Here is a 21434-nt window from a genome sequence, read left to right as displayed (position 1 = left end):
CAGTATCTGACTATCCACCGCCCCGCATAGAGGGGGGGCGGCGGACCCAGATCTCAGGCCTTGGCCTCGGCTTGAGCAATCGCATCGCCATCGCGCATCGGCAGCAACAGCAGCATGAAGATGGCGCATACCGAGCCAAGGCTCATGATGAGCGATACGGTGAGCAACTCGCCCTTGCCAAGCACGTCGAAGAGCAGCCCGGCGACGATGGGCGAGCCAGCCGCGCCAGCGCGCCCCACGCCGAGGACAAAGCCCGTACCCGTGGCGCGGGCATAAGCCGGGAAGCCCCGCGCGAAGGCGGCATAGAAGCCCACAATGGCCGCGTTGAGGAAGAACATCGACAGGAATGCCGCCACGCGCCATTCGCCAAGCTCACCATGCCCCATGCCGAACCATGCCACGGCGACCACGCCGGCGATCATCATGGCAATCGTTGGCCCCTTGATGTCCCATTTCTTGAGCAGGAAGCCGAACAGACCGCCGCCAATCGCACCGCCGATATTGGCCCAGGTGAGCGTGCTGGCGGCATCGGCCTGCGAGAAGCCGGAATCCGCAACGATCTGCACTGCGAACTTGAGGATGTAATAGAAGGTGAGCGTGTGGAACATGTAGCCGAAGGCCAACAGCCAGGTGACCTTGCGCAGGCCCGGCTTGGACAGGATATCGGTCACCTTGGGCTGCGGTCCTTCCGTACGCAGCGGCGGCAGTGCCTCGATGGTCCGCTTGCGCAGCGCGCGGAGCGAGCGGTTGACCTTCTCGATCACGTTCGCGGGCCGGCGCGCGGCGTAGAATGCAGGCGTCTCCGGCACGAGGAAGAAGACAAGTGGGATCATGATCGCGGTCACCACGGCGCCGAACATGAACACCGCGCGCCAATCATATTCCACCAGCAGCCAGCTCTGCGCGGCAAAGCCGCCCACCACGCCGCCGATCGGGTAGCCAATGACGTAGAGCGCCATGGCGAGACTGCGGGAGGATTTGCTGGTCGATTCCGCCGTCACGGCGTTGGTCGCCGCCAGCATCCCGCCGATGCCGAGGCCGGTGACGAAGCGCCATACCGTCAGGAGCGTCACGCCGGTCGCGGCATGGGCCAGATACATGCCGATCGCCATGACGACGAGGCAGATCAGCATCGTGTCCTTGCGGCCGATGCGGTCTGCGACACCACCGAGGATGACCGAGCCGAAGCCCATGCCGACCAGCTCGGCCGAGAGGACGATGCCCAGCGCCGAGCGCGGGATGCCCCATTCCGCCGAAATGCCCGGCGCCGCAAAGGCGCTCGACAGCACGTCGAAACCGTCCAGCGCGTTCAGCAGGATCATCAAGACCACGACAATCCACTGCCGAACGGACATCGGCGACTCATTAATGATCTCAACAGGATCAGACGATGACATGGTTGGGCTTTCCTCTCCAGGCAGTGGACCGCATCGGCGACCTCACAGGCCGAATCTACTCGTGAATACGGCGCAATAACTCGATGAGCAACGTGGCTTCTTTCTTGGTAAAACGGGACTTGAGCCATTGCTCATGCTCGTCGATGCAACGCCGCGCGTCGCTAAGGGCCGCCTGCCCGTCGGCGGTCAGCGTGAGCGTCTGCCGGCGCCGATCCAGCGTGGAGGCGCCGCGCACCAATAGGCCGCGCGCTTCCAACCGGTTGATGATCGCCATCGTTGTCGCCCGGTCCATCTGCAGGCGGCGGCCGATATCGGCCTGCGCGATGTGCGGATGATCGCTGATCAGCCAGAGGACGGAGACCATCTTCTGGGTCAGCCCAAGCTCGGAAAAAGTCTCGGTGAAATGCCGGTAGGCCGCGCCATGGGCAAGGCGGATATGGAAGCCGATAATGTCGTCGATCGCGCCGATATCATCGTCGATCTGCGCGGGCGCAGGCGATGGCGTCGCACTTCCACCACCCTTGGCGGCCACAAGAGGACGTTGACGTGCGCGTGCTTCCAAAATCTTTACCCCCGAGAACCGGAACGGTTCGGCCATTGATTAAGCAATGGGAATTGCCCAATTGGTATGCATAGCATACAAACCTGCGCAAGAGGAGCAAGCTATGGCGCAATTCCCCAATACCCCCGCTTTCACAGGTTTCAACAGCCCGTCGCGCATCGAATGCGACATTCCGAATCTCGTGCATGAGGGCACGATTCCGCCCGAGCTGAATGGCGCCTTCTTCCGCGTGCAGCCGGACCCGCAATTCCCGCCACGCCTGGGTGATGACATCAGCTTCAACGGCGATGGCATGATCACGCGCTTCCACATTCATGATGGCCAGTGCGACATCAAGCAGCGCTGGGCCAAGACCGCCAAGTGGAAGCTGGAGAACGAGGCCGGCAAGGCGCTCTTCGGTGCCTATCGCAATCCGCTGACGGACGATGAATCCGTCAAGGGCGAGTATCGCTCGACCGCGAACACCAACGCCTTTGTGTTCGCCGGCAAGCTCTGGGCCATGAAGGAGGACAGCCCGTCCCTCGTCATGGAACCGGACACGATGGAGACCATCGGGTTCGAGAAGTTCGGCGGCAAGATGACCGGCCAGACTTTCACCGCGCACCCCAAGATCGACCCGCACACGGGCAACATGGTTGCCATCGGCTATGCCGCGAGCGGCCTGTGCTCCGACGATGTGTGCCTCTATGAGGTCAGCCCTGAAGGCGAACTGGTCCGCGAACTGTGGTTCAAGGCGCCCTATTACTGCATGATGCACGACTTCGGCGTGACCAAGGATTATCTGGTCCTGCACATCGTGCCCTCGATTGGCAGCTGGGAGCGCCTCGAGAAGGGCCTGCCGCATTTCGGCTTCGATACCACCCTGCCCGTCTATCTCGGCATCATTCCCCGCCGTGACGACGTGAAACAGGAAGACATCCGCTGGTTCAAGCGCGACAATTGCTTCGCGTCGCATGTGATGAACGCCTATCAGGACGGCACCAAGGTCCACATCGACGTGCCGGAAGCGGCGAACAACATGTTCCCCTTCTTCCCGGACGTGCATGGCGCGCCCTTCAACCCGCAGCAGGCGGCGAGCTACCTCACCCGCTGGACGGTCGACATGGCGTCCAACAGCGACGAGTTCGACAGCGTCACCCGCCTCACGGAGACGTCGGGTGAATTCCCCCGCATTGATGACCGCGTCACCGGCCTGCCCTATCGCTATGGCTGGATGCTGGAGATGGACATGAAGCGTCCGGTCGAGCTCAAGGGCGGCAGCGCCGGCGGCTTCCTGATGAACTGCCTGTTCCTGATCGACCACCAGACCGGCAAGGAGCAGCACTGGTGGTGCGGCCCCACCTCTTCGCTGCAGGAGCCGGCCTTCGTGCCGCGCTCCAAGGACGCGCCGGAAGGCGACGGCTGGATCGTGCAGGTCTGCAATCGCCTGGCCGACCACAAGAGCGACCTGCTGATCTTCGAAGCGCTGGACATCGAGAAGGGGCCGGTCGCCACGATCCATATCCCCTTCGCGCTGCGCTTTGGCCTGCACGGCAACTGGGCCAGCGCGGACCAGATCGGCCTGGAACGCGAAGCCGCCTGACCCTAGCGATCATCCAGCCACAGCCCCGGCGCGCGCTTATGCGGGCGCGCCGGGGTTGCCGCCTCAAACTTCAAGTCTCAAGGAAGCACGTTCATGATTCAGCCCGGGCTGGAATTCGTCTATGAAGCCGGCGGCGATCTCGGCGCGCCGGTGCCGCTCGGCAACACCGTTGATGGCACCCGCCGCATCATCCCGATCTTCGAGGGTGGCCGTGTCGAAGGGCCGCTGATCAAGGGCAAGCTGCTCGGCAATGCCGCCGACTTCCAACTCACCCGGCCGGACGGCGTCACCGTCGCCGATGCCCTTTACGCGCTGCAGACCGATGACGGCGTCGTCATCCAGATCCGCAATCGTGGCCTGCGCCATGGCCCGCCCGATGTGATGGCGCGACTGGCGGCAGGCGATGAGGTCGATCCGGCGGATTATTATTTCCGCACCGTGCCGGAATTCATCGCGCCGGAAGGCAAATATGACTGGATGAACCGCAGCATCTTCGTCTGCTCGGGCGCGCGCTACAAGGCGGGCATCAAATTGTGGGTCTGGCGCGTCACCTGATCCCCAAGCGCCCCGCCCGCCACCGGTTGCGTAGCGGGGGTGCCGATCCCATCTTGGATCGATGACCAAACTCAGCTTCCTTGACCTCGTCAACGTTGTCGAAGGCGAGAGCGCCGGCGATGCGATCAAGCGCGTCGGCCCGCTCGCCGCCCATGCCGAAGCACTCGGCTATCATCGCTACTGGATCGCCGAACATCACGGCATGGCCGGCGTGGCAGCAGCGGCCACCGCGCTCATCATCGCTGAGGCCGGGCGGGCGACCAAGACCATCCGCGTCGGCTCGGGCGGCATCATGCTGCCCAATCACTCACCCTATATCATCGCCGAGCAGTTCGGCACGCTGGACGCGCTCTTCCCCGGCCGTGTCGATCTCGGCCTCGGGCGTGCACCCGGCGCCGACGGCCGACTGGCCCGCGCCATCCGCCATGACACCCGGCAGGAGGCCGAGGAATTTCCCCGCAGCGTGGTGGAATTGCGCGCTCACTTTACCGGTGAGCCTGACCTCGGCCTGCTCGCCGTGCCTGGGCGCGGTGCGCAGATCGACATGTGGATTCTGGGGTCCAGCCTGTTCGGCGCGCAACTCGCGGCGGCACTCGGGATGCCCTACGCCTTCGCCTCGCATTTCGCGCCCGATCTGCTGGATGAAGCGCTGACCATCTATCGCCGCGATTTCCGCCCGTCCGCCTCTCTGCGCGAACCCTATGCGGCGGCGGCGATGAGCGTCGTCGCTGCGGACACGGTGGCGGAGGCGGAATATGTCGCCAGCTCCATGATGCAGAACTTCGTGGCGCTGCGCACCGGCCGCCCCGGCAAGCTACCTCCGCCGGTGGAGAATTATGTCGCGAGCCTCGATCCATCGCTCAGCGCGATGCTGGGGCATGTCATGCAATGCAGCGCGTTCGGCACGGTCGATGATGTCGCGCGCGGCCTGCGCCAGTTCGTCCAGCGGACGCGGGTGGATGAGGTGATCGTCCACAGCCCCGCTTTCGATCCGCAGGCCCGCACCAAGTCGCTCACGCTGATCGCGCAAGCCTTCCATGAAATGACCGAAGCCGCCTGACGCGCAGGCGGCTTCGTTTTTCGTTCAGCATTGAAGCCGCACGCTGGCCCGTTCAGGCCGGTGCGAGTTTCTTCGCGTCTTCCAGGATCATTTCCGATCCCTTCTCGCCGATCATGATCGTCGCGGCATTGGTGTTGCCGGAGACGATCTTGGGCATGATCGAGGCATCGACCACGCGCAGGCCCTGAACGCCGTGGACGCGAAGACGCGCATCGACCACCGCCTTGGGGTCGCTGCCCATGCGCGCCGTGCCGACGGCGTGATACAGCGTGCCGCCGGCGACCTGCGCATAGAAGAACATCTGATCGTCCGTCTCGCCGAACGGATCGGGGCCGGCCAGATATTTGGCGATTGCCGGCTGCTGCCAGATTTCGCGAATGATCTTGAGCTGCGTGACGGCCATCTGCTGGTCGATCGGGTCCTGCAGATAATTTGGCGTGATCTTGGGAGCCTGCGTGCCATCGGGCGAGCGGGCGTGGATGTGCCCGCGCGATTCCGGGCGCAGCTGGCAGGGGTTGGAGGCCATGCCTGGCTCCTTCTCCAGCGCCAGCTGCTGCTTGGCGTTCAGCACTTCCAGATCCATGGACGCCGCCATGGTGTGAATCTGGATGTCCGGCGTCTCCAGCCCTTCGCGCGACCGCAGGAAGGTACAGCCATGCGCCACCGCGTAGGAAAGCAGGCCCTTGCGGGTCATGCCATATTTGAGCACCTGGCCGATCAGCGGCAGGCCGCTGGCCATGGAATTGACCGACGGCGTGCCCGGCTTCAGCCGCGCCTGGCAGCCGATCATATAGTGGTCCTGCAGGTTCTCGCCGACGCCGGGCAGCTCGTGCACCAGCTTCACGCCCAGCTCCCGGACGATCCCGCCCTGCCCGATGCCGGAGATTTCCAGCAGCTTGGGACTCTCGACCGCGCCGGCGGCAAGGATCACTTCCTTGCGCACCTTCACGCGGCGCAGGCGACCATGCTGGACGAACTCAACCCCCACCGCGCGCTTGCCTTCGAAGAGGATGCGCGTCGTCATGGCGCGCAGTTCGACCGTGAGATTGACCCGGTCCATGACCGGATGGAGGAAACCCACGGCCGTCGAGCAACGCTTGCCGTTGCGCGCGGTCATCTGGAACCAGCTGGTCCCCTCCTGATCGCCGTCGTTCAGATCATCCTTATAGGCATAGCCAGCCTCGACACAGGCATCGATGACGGCCTTGCTGATCGGGTGATGCTCGGGGAAGTCGGAGACAGCCAGCTCACCGCCCTGCGCATGACCTTCCATGGCGCCACGGGTCTGGTCCTCGCTCTTCTTGAAATAGGGCAGCACGTCGTCCCATGCCCAGCCCTCATTGCCCATCTGACGCCAGCCATCATAGTCGGCCGACTGGCCGCGCACATAGAGCATGCCGTTAAGCGACGACGAGCCGCCGAGCACCTTGCCCTTGGGCCATTTGTGGGGGCGGCCACCCGAGCCCTCATCGACCTCGGTCTCGTACAGCCAGTTGACCTTGGGATCGTTCAGCGTCTTGCCGAAACCGATCGGGATATGGATCATCATGTTGGAGCGGAACTGGCTCAATTCCCGCGTCGGGCGATCATCGCCGCCAGCCTCGAGCAGGACGACTTCCGTGCCCCGATCCGCCGAGAGCCGGTTGGCGAGAACGCATCCCGCGCTGCCCGCTCCGACGATCACGTAATCGACAGTTCTCTCGTCCGTCATGCTCTTGTCATCCTCTCATTGCACCGCGCACGTCCCCCGCGCGGCTCGACTCAGTTCTTATGACACAAAGCGCCATTTCGAACAAAGTCAACAATGAGAGGATGCTGAGCAGGTCAAAGCATCAGACAGGTTCCCCTGCATCCCGGGCGCGGACCAGAATGAGGCTCTCGTCCTTGCGGATGCGGGTGAGGAGAATGACCAGCAGGACGATGATGGGAATCGCCATCCAGTTGACGCTGAGGATCGCGGTGCGCAGATCACCCGTGGCATCCGAGATCATCCCGACCAGATAGGGCCCCATGCCGAGGCCGAAAATGGTGGAGATGATGAGATAGGTGCTTGCGGTGATGCCGCGCATGCGGGGCAGCACAAGTCCATAGATCAGCGAGTAGAGCGGCGGCATCCAGCAGGTCAGGATGACGCTGTAGAGCACGAAGCGGCTGTAGAAGCCGAACGCATCCGGCGCATGATAGGTCCAGACCCCGATGAGTGGCGAGACGCCGAGCGCGAACAGGGTGAGATACACGCGGCCGGTCGCCGGCATGGACTTGTCGAACCAGTCAGCCAGAGGCCCCGAAATCATCGGGCCGATCACGCCGATCACTAGCGAGAGCAGGCCGAAGGTGACGCCAGTCTCGGCAGGCGAAGTGCCATAGGTCTGCATGATGAAGGCGGGCGTGAAGCCCATGATGCCGTAATTGATCACCGTCTGCAGCGCGCCGACCGCAATCGCGATCATCAGCGCGGGCGAGCGCACCGTCACCTGATAGGTCGGCGGATCGGCAAGCGCCAGCCGCTGCAACAGGTTGAAGATCACGATGATGCCAAAGCCCATCACGCCCCATTGCAGGATGTGGGGATTGAGCGGCACGCCACCGAAACTGAGCGCCGGGCGCGGCGAGAAGGCCGAAGCCAGATGCACGAACAGCGTCATCAGGCCGACCACCAGCACCATGACGCCGATATTGGCGGTCCAGTGGCGGGCACTGGCCTTGCTGGCGGCGAGGCTCAGCAAATTGGTGCCGGGCGTCACCGCACCGAGCAGCGCGAGGCTGGAGCGGAACGGCGCCGGATCCGGCCGGGATGCGATGCCATCCATCGCGCCGCGCTGAGGCTCCTTGAGGTGCCACAGCAGCAATGCGAGCACAAATCCGGGCACCGAGGCGACCAGGAACGCGAACTGCCAGCCGGCAAGGCCCAGCGGCGCTGACTGAGCGGAAGGATAAAGCCCTTCCCACCAGCCCGCCGCGACCCCGCCGACCACGTTGGACATGCCAAGGCCGACGGCAATGGAGGCAGCAATCGTGCCCATCACGAGACCGCGCCGATGCTTAGGGAAATAATCGAACAGCAGCGATGTCCCCGCCGGCGACGTCGCTCCCTCGCCGATCCCGACCCCGAGGCGGGAAATGGCAAGCATCGCAAAGCCGCTGGCGAAGGCAGCGAGACCGGCGGAAAAGGACCAGAAGCCGATGGCGAGAGCCAGAATGCGCGTGCGAATCCAGCCATCCGACAGGCGACCGAGCGGCAGGGAAAACAACGCATAGAACAGCGCGAACACCGTTCCGTACAGCAGCCCCAGCTCGGCATCGCCAATCTGCAGGTCCGCCTTGATGCGCGGCGCGAGAATGGCGAGGATGTTGCGATCCAGCAGCGACATGGCGTTGGTGAGAGCCACCAACGCCAGCGCATACCAGGCGGTGCCGGTCACCCGGCCCGACACCGGCGGGGTCGTCACAGGTTGAAGACCCGCTCGGCATTGGTCTGCATCAGCTTCTTCTTGGCTTCTGCAGAAATGTCGAGATTGTCGTGCGTGCGCACCTCATCGGCGACATATTCATAGGGATAATCCATCGCGTACATCACCCGGTCCTCACCGAGCTGATCGATGCACAGCTTGATCGCCAGCGGACAGGCCATGCCGCTCGTCGTCACGCAGACATTGTTGCGCATGTAGTGGAACAGGTCGTGGTTGAGCGGCTTGAGGCGCTCATAGCGCTTCGAGCGGACGCCAGCCTGATGCATGTAGTTCATGCGGAACAGCCAGTAGGGGATCGCCTCGCCGCCATGGCCGACGCACACGGTCAGGTTGGGATAGCGGTCAAACACACCCGTCGTCAGGATACGCAGCAGATGGTAGCCGGTCTCGACACCGAAGCCGAAGATCGCGCCATCGAGGCCAGCCTCGACCATGCCGGCGATCATCGCATCCGGCGGTGACTGCGGGTGGATGTACAGCGGCAGATTATTGTCGGCGCAGGCCTTCAAGATCGGGTCGAACTGCTCTTCATCGAGATAGTGACCCTTGGTGTGGCTGTTGACCATCACGCCCTTGAAGCCCAGCTCGTTCTTGCCGCGTGCGATTTCCTCGACGGACCACTGCACGTCCTGCGGGACGATGGAGACCATACCGACATAGCGCGACGGGTGGCGCTCGCAGGCGGCCTTCAGAACGTCGTTGGCATTGCGGACCAGCGTCTTGGCTTCATCGGTCTCGAATGCCTGTCCACCGGGCGATGTCAGCGAGAGAATGGCGACGTCGATTCCGGTCTCGTCCATCGCCTGAATGCGCAGATCGTCCAGATCGAGCAGCCGATCGCGAATGAACTGGGTCCGCTCGGAAGGCGACGTGCCGTAGAAACCCCAGAGCGACGTGGTCGCCTTGTCGGCCCGCCCCTCTTTGACCAGCTTCAGAAAGGCGTCGAGCTGTTCGGCCGTCGCAAAAGCCTCTTCGGTCGCGATGCGAAGATAGCCGCGATCGCCGCCGGTGTTGAGCGCGTGAGTCATGTTACTCTCCTGGGAAAAGGGGGAAAGAAAGCCCCGGCACCTGCACGGGCACCGGGGCTTGTATTCTGGATCAGCCTTCGTGGACGACCTTGGTCACGAGGCAGGCGTGGAGGCCCTCGGGACCGTCCTCATGGCCGTGGCCCGACCACTTGACGCCGCCGAACGGCGAGTCCGCACCGCCGATGGCAACGCTGTTCACGCCGAGCATGCCGGTCTCGACTTCCCGCGCCACGCGGCGCTGCAGCTTGACGTCGTCCGTCCAGCTGTAAGCGGCGAGACCATAAGGCAGGCGATTAGCTTCCGCGATCATATCGTCGACCTTGCCGAACGGATTGATGAGCGCGACCGGGCCGAACGGCTCCTCGTTCATGATCTCGGCATCGAGCGGAATCTCGCTGAGCACGGACGGGGCATAGAAGAAGCCCTGATTGCCGATGCGCTCGCCACCCGCGCTGAGCTTGGCGCCGCTGCTGACAGCACCGCCGATGAGCCGCTCCATGGCGTCCGGGCGACGCTCATTGGCCATCGGCCCCATCTGGATGCCATCCTCAAGGCCATTGCCGACCTTGAGCGCCTTGGCACGGCTCGCGAACCCGTCGCGGAACCGCTCGTAGACATTTTCCTGCACGATGAAGCGCGTCGGCGAGACGCAGACCTGGCCGGCGTTGCGATATTTGTGGCCGACCATAACATCCAGCACGCGGTCGACGTCGACATCGTCGAACACCAGTACCGGGCCGTGACCACCGAGTTCCATGGTCGTGCGTTTCAGGTCTTCGGCCGCCAGCTTGGCGAGATGCTTGCCGATCACCGTCGAGCCGGTGAAGCTGAGCTTGCGGATGATCGGCGAGGCCAGCAGGTGGCGCGACACCTCATCGGGCACGCCGAACACGGCCTGCGCGACGTCCTTGGGCAGGCCGGCATCGAGCAGGCACTGCAGCACGCCGAGCGCGGACGCCGGGGTCTCTTCGGCAGACTTCATGATCACCGAGCAGCCCGCCGCAATCGGCGCGCCCAGCTTGCGGCCAGGATTGCCGAGCGGGAAGTTCCAGGGCGAGAAGGCCGCAACCGGGCCGACCGGCTCATAAGTCACCGTCGAGCGCATGCCGGCCGGGCGCACCAGCGCGCGGCCATAAAGGCGCGAGACCTCGCCCGCGTAGAAATTGAACAGGCCGGCGACCATCATCACTTCGATGCGGGATTCAGGCAGGGTCTTGCCCTGCTCCATCGTGGCGATGCGGGCCAGCGTCTCCTGCCGCTCCATGAGCAGACGCGCTGCGCCGGAGAGCACGGCAGCACGCTCCTGCGCCGTGGAGTTGCGCCAGCGGTTGAACCCGCGCTGCGCGGTTTCCAGCGCGCGGTCGAGATCCGCCGTGGTGGCCAGTGGCAGCTCGCCCAGGGTCTCGCCTGTCGCAGGATTGACGATGGTCTGCGTTCGGCGATCACCGCCGGTCACGGCCTCGCCATCGATGATCATGTGCAGGGCAGGATAATTGGTCATAGCCATCCTCTCGGGACTCTCAGCAAAACAGAGTGACGCCGGACCAAAGCCCGGCGTCGCGCAATATCCCCTGTGAGAACTCAATGATGAGTCGTCAACTCCCCGCAGGCATTGCTTTGCTCACAGCCGCAGCTTCTGCTGCCTCCAGGCGCTCGATTTCCTCACGATAGGGCTTGCAGGCGCGCCACATGCTGATCGTGGCGAGCGGAAGCAGTACGAGCGCGGTGATGAAGATCGCCTGCCACAGCCGTGCCTCATCCCGCACGACATATTGCGCCACCACACCGATCACGAGGCTGCCCATCGCGCCGAAGAAGGTGAACATAAACAGGTACAGCGCCGTCACCTGCCCGCGCATGGCTTGCGGCGCGACGCGCTGCACGGCGGCATTCTGCGCCGGCGCGCCCGCAAGGCCGAAGAGCGTCGCCACAGCCATCGCGCCCATGGCGAGGTGCCCGGTCGGCATCAGCGGCGCGGCCAGCGTGCAGATGGTGACCGCGGTGAAGCAGATCGCCGCCGTGCGAACGTTCGCATCCTTATACTTGCGGCCGAACCACGAGACCATCAGGCCACCGAGCACGAGGCCGGCAAGCTGCGCGACCAGAAGCATGGGCGCGAGCACCGCGCCAATCTGCGCCTCGTCCATGCCATAGGTCCGCACGAGGAAAGGCACGCGCCAGAAGCCGATGCCCTGGCTTTCCGTCGCGCTGAGCGCCAGCGCGATGAACAGCGGGTAATAGACCATGCCTTTCGCCTGAATGCCGCGAATGGCGTCGAAGCCCATGAACGTGGCGATCTTGCGGCCGAAGCTGGCTTTCTGAGGCACTGCGATCGGGTCGGCCACAGCCGCCCGCCGCGCCGGCTCCTTCACCAGTAGGAACAGCAGCGCCGCCGGGAAGGACAGCAGGCCGAGGCCGATCAAGATCCACTGCCAGTTGAAGATGCGCAGGCCCCACACATAGCTGGTATCCCAATGCGATACCGCGCCGATCATCATACCACCGAACAGCACGCCAAGCGTGGTGCCGCCGATGAAGCCGAACTGCAGCAGCGCGAAGGCAATCGGGATTTTCTTGGGCCGGAACATGTCCACAATGAGCGAATAAGAGCCGGGGCCATGCGCCGATCCACCAGCGCCCAACAGCATCCGCGCCGCGATGAACTGGCCGAAGCCCTGCGCCAGACCGCTGAGCATGGTGACGCCGCCCGTCACCGCCGCGCTGATCGCGAGGATCATCTTGCGTGGATAGATATCCACGAGCCGGGCCAGCGGAATGCCGACGAAGACGTAGAAGATGATGCTTGCCGGACCACCCAATATGCCAAGCTGCGTATCGGACAGGCCGAAATCGACCTTGATCCGCTCCGCCAGCATCCCAAACACGGTGGCATCGAAAAAGCTCAGGAAGGTGGCGATGATGATGACAGTCAGCGCAAAATAGGCACGCGGGCTGGAGGGCCATTGCTGCGACGCGGCCCCAGCATCGTCGCCCGGCACGGAGTGTGCCGCCTGAGGTGCCATTGCCATGTCGTGAATTCCTCTCTGCTCGCCCTGGCGCCGCACCGGTTCCATTTCCTGCGGCTCGTTATCCTGCCAGTTTCAACCGCTGAGATTGATTCTGTCCAGCTTTAATTGCACAGGCGAAGCCCCTCGTCTAACCTCTTGCGAGCCTGCGCCATGGCACAGGCAGAGGAGAGGACATCATTATGCCGAACGAAACCGGGCGCCCTACAGCGGCGCAGGAGGATTATGCCGCCGATCGCGCCGCGATCATGCAGCTTGAAGCCGAGTATCTCATGGCGCTCGATTGGGGCGATGCCGAAAGCTACGCCGCCCTGTTCGCGCCCGAAGGCGTGCTGGAATGGGCAGGCGGCACCGCCGTCGGGCCGGAGGAAATCTACAAGGAAATCGGCGTCTACAAGGAAGCCATCAAGCAATATTATGGCGACGATGGCTCAGGCCAGCCTGTCACCCTGCGCCACTTCATCACCAATCAGGCCATCTATGTGCATGGCGATACGGCCAAGGGCGTGATCTACTGGTTCGAGGTAGCCAATAACGGCACGGGACATACCCCGCATATCGGCAGCTACGGCCATTATGAGGATAAGATGCGCAAGGTGGATGGCGCCTGGAAGTTCGTTAGCCGCAAGATCTTCAACGAGCAATTGCCGGGCCGTCGCGCCGGTGCCGAAAATCCGGGACGCGCCGCGCGCCTTCCCTGAGTTAAGACAGAGAATGGAGGGACAAAGGCTGGTGCTCCTGCGAAGGCAGGAGCCCAGGGCAGCCAAGACCTCTCGCGCCATCAAAGGTCGCGGGGCGCCCATATGAGCGCCCCACCCTATCTCAATCCCGATAGCAGACCTTGCGGGCAGCCTTCACGACCCGCGCCGCATCGATCAGCGCCGCCTTTTCGAGATTGGCCGCATAAGGCAGCGGCACATCCTCATTGGTCACGCGCAGCACCGGCGCATCGAGATCGTCGAAGCCCTGCTCCATGCAGACCGCCGCAATCTCGCTGGCGATGGAGCAGACCGGCCAGCCCTCTTCGACCACCACGAGGCGGTTGGTCTTCTTGAGGCTTTCCAGCACCGTCGCGGTATCGAGCGGGCGTAACGTACGCAGATCGATCACCTCGGCATCGATGCCATCGGCGGCGAGCGTTTCGGCTGCCTCGAGCGCCACGCCGACGCCGATGGAATAGCTCACCAGCGTCACATCCTTGCCGGGGCGGACGATGCGTGCCTTGCCGATCGGCAGGACATGATCGTCAAGCTGCGGCACCTCGAAACTGCGCCCGTAGACCAGTTCGTTCTCAAGGAACACCACCGGATCTTCGCTGCGGATCGCGGCCTTCAGCAGGCCCTTGGCATCCGAGCTGTCATAGGGCGCGATCACGATCAGGCCCGGCACGGCCGCATACCACGGGCCGTAATTCTGGCTGTGCTGCGCGCCAACCCGGCTCGCCGCCCCATTGGGGCCACGGAACACGATTGGGCAGCGCATCTGCCCCCCGGACATGTAGTTGGTCTTGGCGGCCGAGTTGATGATCTGGTCCATCGCCTGCATGGCGAAGTTGAAGGTCATGAACTCGACAATCGGCTTGAGGCCGCCCATGGCAGCGCCCGCGCCGATGCCGGCAAAGCCATGCTCGGTGATCGGCGTGTCGATCACGCGCTTGGGGCCGAACTCTTCGAGCAGGCCTTGGGTGACCTTGTAGGCGCCCTGATATTCGGCGACTTCCTCGCCCATCAGGAACACGCGCGGATCGCGCCGCATTTCCTCGGCCATGGCATCGCGCAGCGCTTCGCGGACGGTCGTCTTGACCATCTGCGTGCCTTCCGGGATCGCCGGGTCCGTCACCGCGCTCGCCTTGCTGCCGGAGAGATTGGCGGTGCCGCTCTCGGCCTTCTTGGGCGCCTCAGCCTCGTCCGCAGCCTTGGGCGCGGCCTGCGCTTCGGCCTTGGGAGCTTGCGCGGCCGGTGCGGGCGCTTCTTCGCCTTCGCCGGAGAGCATGGCGATCACCGTGCCGACCTTCACATTGTCGGTGCCCTCGGCAATTAGGATCTTCTCGATGGTGCCTTCATCGACAGCCTCGAACTCCATCGTCGCCTTGTCGGTCTCGATCTCGGCCATGATGTCGCCGGCCTTGACCTCATCGCCTTCCTTGACGAGCCACTTGGCCAGCGTCCCCTCTTCCATCGTCGGCGAGAGGGCCGGCATCTTGATCTCGAGACCCATCAATACTGCTCCACCAGCACATCGGTATAAAGTTCGGCCATGTCAGGCTCGGGCGAGGTTTCCGCGAAGTCGGCCGCCTCGCTCACATCCTTGCGGATCTTCGTATCGATGGCCTTCAAATCCTCTTCCTTCACGCCGGCATCGGCGAGAATCTTCTTGAGGCCCTCGATCGGATCGGACGTGTCGCGCATGTGCTGCACTTCGTCGCGCGAGCGATACTTCGCCGGATCGGACATCGAGTGACCGCGATAGCGATAGGTCTTCATTTCCAGCAGGATCGGCCCCTTGCCGGAGCGGACATACTCCAGCGCCGCCTCGGTGGCGCCGCGCACGGCCAGCACGTCCATGCCATCGACCTGGATGCCCGGAATGCGGAAACTCTCGCCGCGACGATAGAGCTGATCCTCGGCGGAGGAACGCGCCACGGAGGTGCCCATGGCATATTGGTTGTTCTCGATCACATAGATGATCGGGAGCTTCCACAGCTCGGCCATGTTGAAGCTCTCATAGACCTGGCCCTGATTGGCCGCGCCGTCGCCGAAGTACGCGACGCACACGCCGCCATCCTCGTTATATTTGTGACCGAACGCCAGACCGGTGCCGAGGCTGACCTGCGCGCCGACGATGCCATGGCCGCCGAAGAACTTATGCTCGACGCTGAACATGTGCATCGAGCCGCCCTTGCCGCGCGAAATGCCGGCCTCCCGGCCCGTCAGCTCGGCCATGATGATCTTGGGATCGATGCCATAAGCAAGCATGTGGCCATGATCGCGATAACCGGTGATCACGCTGTCCTTGCCGGGCGTCAACGCCGACTGGATGCCGACCGCAACCGCTTCCTGACCGATATAGAGGTGGCAGAAGCCGCCAATCAGGCCGAGACCGTAAAGCTGCCCGGCCCGCTCCTCGAAGCGGCGGATGAGCAGCATCTGACGGTAGAATTCGAGCAGCTCTTCCTGGCTCGCGTCATAGGGATTGGGCTCACCGGGGCGCTCCCGGTTATGGTCCGCAGACGGCGCCGTGGCAGTGGATGCAGGGGCATTTTGCGCGCGTCTGGAAGCTGGCTTCGCCAATGTTTCAGGTCCTTCTCGCGTGGCTGTTACAGCCAGCTATAGGCACGGCACCGGCAGGAGCGCAATGTCCAGATAGGTTAAATGGGTGGCGAAATCTGGTTAGTCGACCGCACCCTTAGTCATTTCATTGGAACGACGACTTCATCGGGGTGCGTGACGCCGAGCTGCTTGCGGACCAGCTCGTCGACCATATCCGGATCGGCATGGCGCGGATCGAGCAGCTTCACCCGATTCTCCAGCGCGGCCTTCTGCTTGTGCAGCGCCGACAACTCGGCCTGCCGCTGCTTGAGCTGCCGGCTGTAATCGGACCAGGCGAGAATGCCGTTCGGGCCAATGATGGCATAGCCGATGAAGAGCAGGAGCAGGAAAATGGCAATGGCCGGCGTGAACGCCGAACCAAGAAGAAACCTCAATTTTGCCAGATGCGCCATGGGCCCTTGGAATCACGCCGACCGTTGCAATGCAAGCCCAAAATGAACGAATGCGACAAATTGCATTAACTTTGTAGACAAGCCGTCGGCCCGGGGGATGCGCAACGGATCGTTCGCCTCCACCCGGACCGTTAAAAACGCCTCAGCGGAAAATCGACGTTCCCGCATAATAAGCGCGGTCGCCCAGTTCTTCCTCGATACGGATGAGCTGGTTGTACTTGGCGAGCCGGTCGGAGCGCGCCAGCGAGCCGGTCTTGATCTGGCCGCAGTTCGTGGCGACCGCCAGGTCGGCAATGGTCGCGTCCTCAGTCTCACCCGAGCGGTGCGACATCACATTGGTGTAGCGCGCACGGTGGGCCATATCGACGGCGGCGAGCGTTTCGGTCAGCGAGCCGATCTGGTTGACCTTGACCAGCATGGAGTTGGCGAGTCCCTTCTCGATGCCCATGGCGAGGCGCTTGGGGTTGGTGACGAACAGATCATCGCCCACCAGCTGGCACTTGTCGCCGATCTTGTCGGTCAGGATTTTCCAGCCCTCGAAATCATCCTCGCTCATGCCGTCCTCGATCGACTTGATCGGGTAGCGCGCGACGAGGTCCGCGAGATAGTCGGCCATTTCGGCCGGGGAGAGCGTCTTGCCCTCGCCGGAGATCACATAGCTGCCATTCTTGAAAAACTCGGTCGCTGCGCAATCGAGCGCCAGCACGACATTCTCACCCGGCTTGTAACCGGCCTTCTCGATGCTCTGCATGATGAAGTCGAGCGCTTCGACCGTTGAAGCGATGTTGGGCGCAAACCCACCCTCGTCGCCCACGCCGGTCGCGAGACCCTTGTCGTGCAGGCCCTTCTTGAGCGTGTGGAAGATTTCCGAGCCGATCTGCACGGCGTGGGCGATGCTCTCCGCCCCCACCGGCATGATCATGAACTCCTGGAAGTCGATCGGATTGTCGGCATGTTCGCCGCCATTGATGATGTTCATCATCGGCACCGGCAGCACATGGGCGGAGACGCCACCGACATAGCGGTACAGCGGCAGGCCGCGCGCATCGGCAGCCGCCTTGGCCGTCGCGAGGCTTACGCCGAGAATGGCGTTGGCGCCGAGCCGCGCCTTGTTCTCCGTGCCGTCCAGCTCGATCATTGCGGCGTCGACATCGCCCTGATCCTCGGCATCCATGCCGGTGATCGCTTCGGCAATCTCGCCGTTCACTGCATCGACGGCCTGGAGAACGCCCTTGCCGAGATAGACGGACTTGTCGCCATCTCGCTTCTCGACCGCTTCATAAGCGCCGGTGGATGCGCCCGAGGGAACGGCGGCGCGACCGAAGCTGCCGTCTTCCAGCAACACGTCGACTTCCACCGTCGGGTTGCCGCGGCTGTCCAGGATCTGGCGGGCGTGAATGTCGAGAATTGCGGTCATGGCTGTGCCTTCCCCTTCCGTCTGGCAAATTATCGGCGCGGATTAGCGAGCGCACTCCCTCATGGCAATGGCGGGCGGCTCGGCTTATCTTGCTGTTTCTGTGCAATGGCGGGAACATTTGCCGCCGCAGGTCTGTTAAAGAGGGCGAGCCTTGCTATAACAGGCAAGCCTGTTCTGTATCAAAAGAGGAACCCGCCATGGCCGAGACCAATAGCACCGGAACGACCCGCAAGAGCACGTCGAAGGCGACGTCGGCGCGCAAGGCTGCATCTGATGCGACGAGCGCGAAGTCGGCTGCGCTGTCCACGGCAGCAGAGGCGCGGGGCGCGGAGACCGGATCGAGCACCGACTGGCGCGAGCAGGCCGGCGAATTTGCCGAGCAGGCTAAGGCCACCGCACGCGGTGCCGCCACGACGGCTAAGAACACGACGGGCGATGCCCTCCATGGCCTCTCGAAGCTGATCGCCGAGACCGCCGAAACCGTCGATTCCAAGCTCGGCCCGCAATATGGCGATTATGCCCGCAAGGCTGCGGAAACCGTCGCCGGCGCGGCGGACTCGCTGGACGCCAAGGATATCGACCAGCTCACCGAGGAAGCGCGCAACTTCGTGCGCAAAAGCCCTGCGGTGGCGATTGGTGCGGCGGCGGTGGTTGGCTTTGTGCTCATGCGCATGATGCGGGGCTCATCGAGTGACAGCTAAGGCTGGAAAGGCCGGCCGGCATTGATCGATGAGTGATCCCGACACCATGCACACTGCGGCGAGCACCCCGCCGGACCCTGAAGACGCGCTTGAAAAGGAGACCATTGGCGAGAGCTTTTCGCGGCTGATTGCATCGGGCCGCGAACTCGCCGAGGCGGAACTGACGTGGGCGAAGCTCAAAGCGGGACTGATTGCCGCGGCGGCCCGCCGCGCGGCGCTGTTAGGCGTCCTCGCCTTTCTGTTCGTCAGTCTGGCGCTTGTTGCGCTGGTCGCGGCGGCGGTGATTGCGCTCGCGCCCTCCGTGGGTTGGCTCGGCGCAGCTCTGATCGTGGCCGGCGTTCTCTTGCTGCTCGCTTTACTCTGCGGCCTAATGGTCAAGCGTGCCCTCTCTCCCCTCAGCAAGGCAGACCGGCCATGAGTAGTGCGCCCTCCCCTCTCGAACTGGCCGAGGCACGCCAGCGCGCGGATGGTGCGAGAGAGCGCTTCCGCTCTGCACTGGACGGGGTTCGCGAACGGTTGAGCCCGGCGCATCTGAAGGACGACGCCGTCGAAGCGGTTCAGCAGAAGGTGTCGCAGGCCAAACAGGCCGCGCGCGGAACGCTGCGTCGCCATCCCGTCCTGACGACGCTGGGCGCGACCGGTGCGGTCGGCCTTCTCTTCTGGCGCCCCGTGCGATTCATCTTGCTCTACGTGATGCGTGGTGCTTGGCTCGTCTGGTTGAATCGCGCTCTGTGGAGCCAGAAAGAGGACAGTTGATCAGACGATGACCGCCCCGAAGACGAAGAAAGGCCGCCCAACGGCTTCTACGCTTGACCAGGTGAAGGACAAGGTCGGGAGCACGCTTGCCACGGTGCGCGAGCGGGGCGAGGACGTGGTCGCTGACACGCGGGAAAAGGCCTATCGCGCGGCCAATGAAACCAACCGGATGTTTCAGGAACATCCCATCGCGGCAGTGGCCGCGGCGGCCGCAGCCGGGGCCGTCATCGCCATTTTCCTGCCCAAGCTGGCCATCGGATCAGCTGCGGGCAAGGCCGGGCGCGCCGCGCAGCGCGCTGTGCGCAACTCCGGGGCGCGTCAGGCCGCGCAGACCATGTTCGCCAATCTTGCAAAGACGGAAAAGGCCGCGCTTCAAACGGCGGCGGTCGAAGCCGCCCGCCTGATCGGCAAGCGCATCAAGAAGCCGCGTTCGGACAAGAAATCGGACGCCTAGGATCGCAAGGCCAGTGTCGCCATTCTTGGCAGAACCGGCCGAGGCTGCTAGCAATCGACAACGCCCAGGCGCCTCTTGCCGGGCATAAATCCGGAGCACTTTCTTGAGCCTCATGCACCTCGTGATGGGCGGTCGCGTCAAAGACCCGCAGAAACTCGAATTCGAAGATCTGAATGCCATCGACATCGTCGGCATCTTCCCGAACTATGCGAGTGCCGAAGCGGCCTGGCGCGGCGCGGCTCAGCGGACCGTGGACGATGCGGAAATGCGCTATGTGATCGTCCATCTGCATCGCTTGCTCGATCCGAGCGCGGATGATGCCGAGGATCACGCCCACTGACGGACTGGCTCGGCTGGCGGTGCTATACCAGCTTTAGCACGCTTCCGTCAGGACGCCCGGAACCGTCGGGCCAGCAGGGGGCGCGCGAGCATCAGACCGGCGATGAAACCGCCGATATGGGCGCCCACGGCGATCCCGCCGAAGAAACTGTCGAACCCGCCGGCCAGCGCGATCAGCAATTGCAGGATGGTCCACGCCGCGCCAAGCCAGACCATGCGGACGATATAGGCCGGCACGGGCCCGATCGCCTTCACGCCGCGCTGGCTGTAAATGAACGCATAGGTTCCGAGCACGGCGGAAATCGCGCCGCTTGCGCCGATCATCGGCACCCAGCCCTCCCCTTGCGCATAAAAGAAGCTCGAAAGCCACTGCCCGAGCGCTGCGGCATAGGCGCCGACGACATAGATCACCACGAGCCGGCCTGGACCGAGCAGATTTTCAACGAAGCGGCCGCAGAAGATCAGCATCAGCACATTGAAGGCCAGATGCATCCATCCTCCATGCAGCAGCGTGGCGGTGAGCGGCGTGATCCACAGCGGCAGCCATGGCACGTTGAAGGTCAGCGCTTCGGACGACGAGAGCAACGTGACGCGCTCGGAAATGAACCCGGCAATCAGCGCCGCTCGCCCCATCTCCCCGGTGAGATACAACGGCAGAAAGACGATAACGATGATCGCCGCCAGAATGTTGGTCGCCGGACCTTTGGGAAGCTGCATCGCGATGTCAGCCGGCTGCGGCGCGAACCGACAGCGTGAACGCTGCCGGTGCGGCAACCAGAAAAGACATAATCATGGCGCGACTGCGGATCAGATGAATTCGATCTTGTTGACCAGATAGAACTTGTCGCCGGACGGCACCGTCACCTCGACATCCTCGCCGACCTGACGGCCGATGAGGGCGCGGCCAAGCGGGCTGTTATAGCTGATCATGCCCAGCTTCGCGTCAGCCTCGGCCTGGCCGACGATCTGATAGCGCACCGGCTTGTCATCCTCGTCCAGCAAGGTGACCGTGGCGCCGAAGATGATCTTGTCGCCAGACAGCGTCGTGGGATCGATAACCTGCGCGCGGGAAAGCTTGTCTTCCAGATCGGCGATGGTCGCCTCGACCTGGCCCTGACGCTCTTTGGCGGCGTGATATTCGGCGTTTTCCGAAAGATCGCCATGGGCGCGTGCCTCCTCGATCGCATCCACGATCTTGGGACGCTCGGCCTTGAGCGCGCGGAGCTGGTCGGTCAGCTTGTCATAACCGACTTGCAGCATCGGCATCTTCTCAACGGTCGCCATCTCGACTCCCTATTTCCAGCGCAACAATGCGCGAACTCCCTAGTCCGCCGGGGATCCGGTCGGCCCGCAACTGATTTCTTGT

Annotated in this window: 22 protein-coding genes; 9 read left to right on the top strand and 13 right to left on the bottom strand. The window is 63.5% G+C overall.

From position 1 onward, the window contains the following. Positions 1 to 53: 53 nt before the first annotated feature. Together M2335_RS08145 and M2335_RS08140 are read right to left on the bottom strand one after the other, a co-directional pair. The gene (locus M2335_RS08145; protein ID WP_264585222.1) at positions 54 to 1355 is read right to left on the bottom strand and encodes an MFS transporter; all 1302 of its coding nucleotides are present in this window, start codon (positions 1353 to 1355) and stop codon (positions 54 to 56) included. 97 nt (positions 1356 to 1452) lie between these two features. Continuing rightward, on the bottom strand, positions 1453 to 1995 hold the full coding sequence (locus M2335_RS08140; RefSeq protein ID WP_264570599.1) for a MarR family winged helix-turn-helix transcriptional regulator: 543 nt from the start codon (positions 1993 to 1995) through the stop codon (positions 1453 to 1455). 67 nt (positions 1996 to 2062) lie between these two features. On the opposite strand from M2335_RS08140, the gene M2335_RS08135 reads away from it, so the two are divergent. The 3 genes from M2335_RS08135 to M2335_RS08125 all read left to right on the top strand — a co-directional run bounded on the left by M2335_RS08135 (position 2063) and on the right by M2335_RS08125 (position 5156). Continuing rightward, complete coding sequence (locus M2335_RS08135; protein ID WP_264570600.1) at positions 2063 to 3541, top strand: carotenoid oxygenase family protein; 1479 nt, start codon at positions 2063 to 2065, stop codon at positions 3539 to 3541. A 93-nt stretch (positions 3542 to 3634) separates the two neighbouring features. Further along, complete coding sequence (locus M2335_RS08130) at positions 3635 to 4096, top strand: DUF3237 domain-containing protein (protein ID WP_181559904.1); 462 nt, start codon at positions 3635 to 3637, stop codon at positions 4094 to 4096. A 61-nt stretch (positions 4097 to 4157) separates the two neighbouring features. Next, positions 4158 to 5156 (top strand): LLM class flavin-dependent oxidoreductase, encoded by a 999-nt coding sequence (locus M2335_RS08125; protein WP_264575634.1) that lies wholly within the window; start codon positions 4158 to 4160, stop codon positions 5154 to 5156. Positions 5157 to 5208: 52 nt separating this feature from the next. Here M2335_RS08125 and M2335_RS08120 read toward each other — a convergent pair whose 3' ends face one another. The 5 genes from M2335_RS08120 to M2335_RS08100 form a co-directional block, all read right to left on the bottom strand. Next, positions 5209 to 6867: a GMC family oxidoreductase gene (locus tag M2335_RS08120; RefSeq protein ID WP_264594352.1), complete on the bottom strand. Its 1659-nt coding sequence runs from the start codon at positions 6865 to 6867 to the stop codon at positions 5209 to 5211. A 121-nt stretch (positions 6868 to 6988) separates the two neighbouring features. Beyond that, entirely contained in the window at positions 6989 to 8605 is a 1617-nt protein-coding gene (locus tag M2335_RS08115) for an MFS transporter (RefSeq protein ID WP_264594351.1), read from the bottom strand. After that, complete coding sequence (locus M2335_RS08110; RefSeq protein ID WP_264570604.1) at positions 8602 to 9654, bottom strand: amidohydrolase family protein; 1053 nt, start codon at positions 9652 to 9654, stop codon at positions 8602 to 8604. The genes M2335_RS08115 and M2335_RS08110 overlap by 4 nt, the downstream gene beginning before the upstream one ends. Before the next feature lie 70 nt (positions 9655 to 9724). Further along, positions 9725 to 11155 carry an NAD-dependent succinate-semialdehyde dehydrogenase gene (locus tag M2335_RS08105; RefSeq protein WP_264594350.1) on the bottom strand — a complete coding sequence of 477 codons (1431 nt, stop codon included), beginning with the start codon at positions 11153 to 11155 and terminating at the stop codon, positions 9725 to 9727. Between the two features lie 94 nt (positions 11156 to 11249). Continuing rightward, positions 11250 to 12683, bottom strand: coding sequence for an MFS transporter (locus tag M2335_RS08100; protein ID WP_264573039.1), 1434 nt, complete (start codon positions 12681 to 12683; stop codon positions 11250 to 11252). Positions 12684 to 12862: 179 nt separating this feature from the next. On the opposite strand from M2335_RS08100, the gene M2335_RS08095 reads away from it, so the two are divergent. Continuing rightward, entirely contained in the window at positions 12863 to 13381 is a 519-nt protein-coding gene (locus tag M2335_RS08095; RefSeq protein WP_264579084.1) for a nuclear transport factor 2 family protein, read from the top strand. 121 nt (positions 13382 to 13502) lie between these two features. Here M2335_RS08095 and M2335_RS08090 read toward each other — a convergent pair whose 3' ends face one another. From M2335_RS08090 to eno, 4 genes are all read right to left on the bottom strand, one after another. Continuing rightward, positions 13503 to 14897, bottom strand: coding sequence for a pyruvate dehydrogenase complex E1 component subunit beta (locus tag M2335_RS08090; RefSeq protein ID WP_264594349.1), 1395 nt, complete (start codon positions 14895 to 14897; stop codon positions 13503 to 13505). Beyond that, positions 14897 to 15970: a pyruvate dehydrogenase (acetyl-transferring) E1 component subunit alpha gene (gene pdhA, locus M2335_RS08085; protein ID WP_181559911.1), complete on the bottom strand. Its 1074-nt coding sequence runs from the start codon at positions 15968 to 15970 to the stop codon at positions 14897 to 14899. The genes M2335_RS08090 and pdhA overlap by 1 nt, the downstream gene beginning before the upstream one ends. Before the next feature lie 119 nt (positions 15971 to 16089). Beyond that, the gene (locus tag M2335_RS08080; RefSeq protein WP_181559912.1) at positions 16090 to 16401 is read right to left on the bottom strand and encodes an FtsB family cell division protein; all 312 of its coding nucleotides are present in this window, start codon (positions 16399 to 16401) and stop codon (positions 16090 to 16092) included. A gap of 142 nt (positions 16402 to 16543) precedes the next feature. Then, positions 16544 to 17818 (bottom strand): phosphopyruvate hydratase, encoded by a 1275-nt coding sequence (eno, locus tag M2335_RS08075; protein ID WP_264570610.1) that lies wholly within the window; start codon positions 17816 to 17818, stop codon positions 16544 to 16546. Between the two features lie 197 nt (positions 17819 to 18015). Here eno and M2335_RS08070 point away from each other — a divergent pair, with 197 nt between their 5' ends. The 5 genes from M2335_RS08070 (at position 18016) to M2335_RS08050 (ending at position 20069) form a co-directional block, all read left to right on the top strand. After that, positions 18016 to 18519, top strand: a complete 504-nt coding sequence (locus M2335_RS08070; protein ID WP_181559914.1) for a hypothetical protein — start codon at positions 18016 to 18018, stop codon at positions 18517 to 18519. A gap of 28 nt (positions 18520 to 18547) precedes the next feature. Further along, a complete protein-coding gene (locus M2335_RS08065; protein WP_264594348.1) occupies positions 18548 to 18937 on the top strand; it encodes a phage holin family protein in 390 nt (129 codons plus the stop codon). Further along, positions 18934 to 19275, top strand: a complete 342-nt coding sequence (locus M2335_RS08060) for a hypothetical protein (protein ID WP_264570613.1) — start codon at positions 18934 to 18936, stop codon at positions 19273 to 19275. The genes M2335_RS08065 and M2335_RS08060 overlap by 4 nt, the downstream gene beginning before the upstream one ends. Before the next feature lie 7 nt (positions 19276 to 19282). After that, a complete protein-coding gene (locus M2335_RS08055; RefSeq protein WP_264579087.1) occupies positions 19283 to 19729 on the top strand; it encodes a hypothetical protein in 447 nt (148 codons plus the stop codon). A gap of 103 nt (positions 19730 to 19832) precedes the next feature. Then, positions 19833 to 20069 carry a DUF4170 domain-containing protein gene (locus tag M2335_RS08050; protein WP_181559918.1) on the top strand — a complete coding sequence of 79 codons (237 nt, stop codon included), beginning with the start codon at positions 19833 to 19835 and terminating at the stop codon, positions 20067 to 20069. 47 nt (positions 20070 to 20116) lie between these two features. On the opposite strand, the gene M2335_RS08045 is transcribed toward M2335_RS08050, so the two are convergent. Both M2335_RS08045 and greA read right to left on the bottom strand, forming a co-directional pair. Continuing rightward, the gene (locus M2335_RS08045; RefSeq protein WP_264594347.1) at positions 20117 to 20785 is read right to left on the bottom strand and encodes a rhomboid family intramembrane serine protease; all 669 of its coding nucleotides are present in this window, start codon (positions 20783 to 20785) and stop codon (positions 20117 to 20119) included. A 90-nt stretch (positions 20786 to 20875) separates the two neighbouring features. Further along, a complete protein-coding gene (gene greA, locus M2335_RS08040) occupies positions 20876 to 21352 on the bottom strand; it encodes a transcription elongation factor GreA (RefSeq protein ID WP_181559920.1) in 477 nt (158 codons plus the stop codon). Positions 21353 to 21434: the final 82 nt, after the last annotated feature.

The sequence above is a fragment of the Sphingobium sp. B12D2B genome (genome assembly GCF_025961775.1).
Classification (GTDB): domain Bacteria; phylum Pseudomonadota; class Alphaproteobacteria; order Sphingomonadales; family Sphingomonadaceae; genus Sphingobium.
This window is presented reverse-complemented; position numbering and strand designations above follow the sequence as displayed.

Bases quoted from the DNA above. Each gene is read 5' to 3' on its own strand.
- M2335_RS08145 (WP_264585222.1), bottom strand. From the start codon at position 1,355: ATGTCCGTTCGGCAGTGGATTGTCGTGGTCTTGATGATCCTGCTGAAC.
- M2335_RS08140 (WP_264570599.1), bottom strand. From the start codon at position 1,995: ATGGCCGAACCGTTCCGGTTCTCGGGGGTAAAGATTTTGGAAGCACGC.
- M2335_RS08135 (WP_264570600.1), top strand. From the start codon at position 2,063: ATGGCGCAATTCCCCAATACCCCCGCTTTCACAGGTTTCAACAGCCCG.
- M2335_RS08130 (WP_181559904.1), top strand. From the start codon at position 3,635: ATGATTCAGCCCGGGCTGGAATTCGTCTATGAAGCCGGCGGCGATCTC.
- M2335_RS08125 (WP_264575634.1), top strand. From the start codon at position 4,158: ATGACCAAACTCAGCTTCCTTGACCTCGTCAACGTTGTCGAAGGCGAG.
- M2335_RS08120 (WP_264594352.1), bottom strand. From the start codon at position 6,867: ATGACGGACGAGAGAACTGTCGATTACGTGATCGTCGGAGCGGGCAGC.
- M2335_RS08110 (WP_264570604.1), bottom strand. From the start codon at position 9,654: ATGACTCACGCGCTCAACACCGGCGGCGATCGCGGCTATCTTCGCATC.
- M2335_RS08105 (WP_264594350.1), bottom strand. From the start codon at position 11,155: ATGACCAATTATCCTGCCCTGCACATGATCATCGATGGCGAGGCCGTG.
- M2335_RS08100 (WP_264573039.1), bottom strand. From the start codon at position 12,683: ATGGCAATGGCACCTCAGGCGGCACACTCCGTGCCGGGCGACGATGCT.
- M2335_RS08095 (WP_264579084.1), top strand. From the start codon at position 12,863: ATGCCGAACGAAACCGGGCGCCCTACAGCGGCGCAGGAGGATTATGCC.
- M2335_RS08090 (WP_264594349.1), bottom strand. From the start codon at position 14,897: ATGGGTCTCGAGATCAAGATGCCGGCCCTCTCGCCGACGATGGAAGAG.
- M2335_RS08080 (WP_181559912.1), bottom strand. From the start codon at position 16,401: ATGGCGCATCTGGCAAAATTGAGGTTTCTTCTTGGTTCGGCGTTCACG.
- eno (WP_264570610.1), bottom strand. From the start codon at position 17,818: ATGACCGCAATTCTCGACATTCACGCCCGCCAGATCCTGGACAGCCGC.
- M2335_RS08070 (WP_181559914.1), top strand. From the start codon at position 18,016: ATGGCCGAGACCAATAGCACCGGAACGACCCGCAAGAGCACGTCGAAG.
- M2335_RS08065 (WP_264594348.1), top strand. From the start codon at position 18,548: ATGAGTGATCCCGACACCATGCACACTGCGGCGAGCACCCCGCCGGAC.
- M2335_RS08060 (WP_264570613.1), top strand. From the start codon at position 18,934: ATGAGTAGTGCGCCCTCCCCTCTCGAACTGGCCGAGGCACGCCAGCGC.
- M2335_RS08055 (WP_264579087.1), top strand. From the start codon at position 19,283: ATGACCGCCCCGAAGACGAAGAAAGGCCGCCCAACGGCTTCTACGCTT.
- M2335_RS08045 (WP_264594347.1), bottom strand. From the start codon at position 20,785: ATGCAGCTTCCCAAAGGTCCGGCGACCAACATTCTGGCGGCGATCATC.
- greA (WP_181559920.1), bottom strand. From the start codon at position 21,352: ATGGCGACCGTTGAGAAGATGCCGATGCTGCAAGTCGGTTATGACAAG.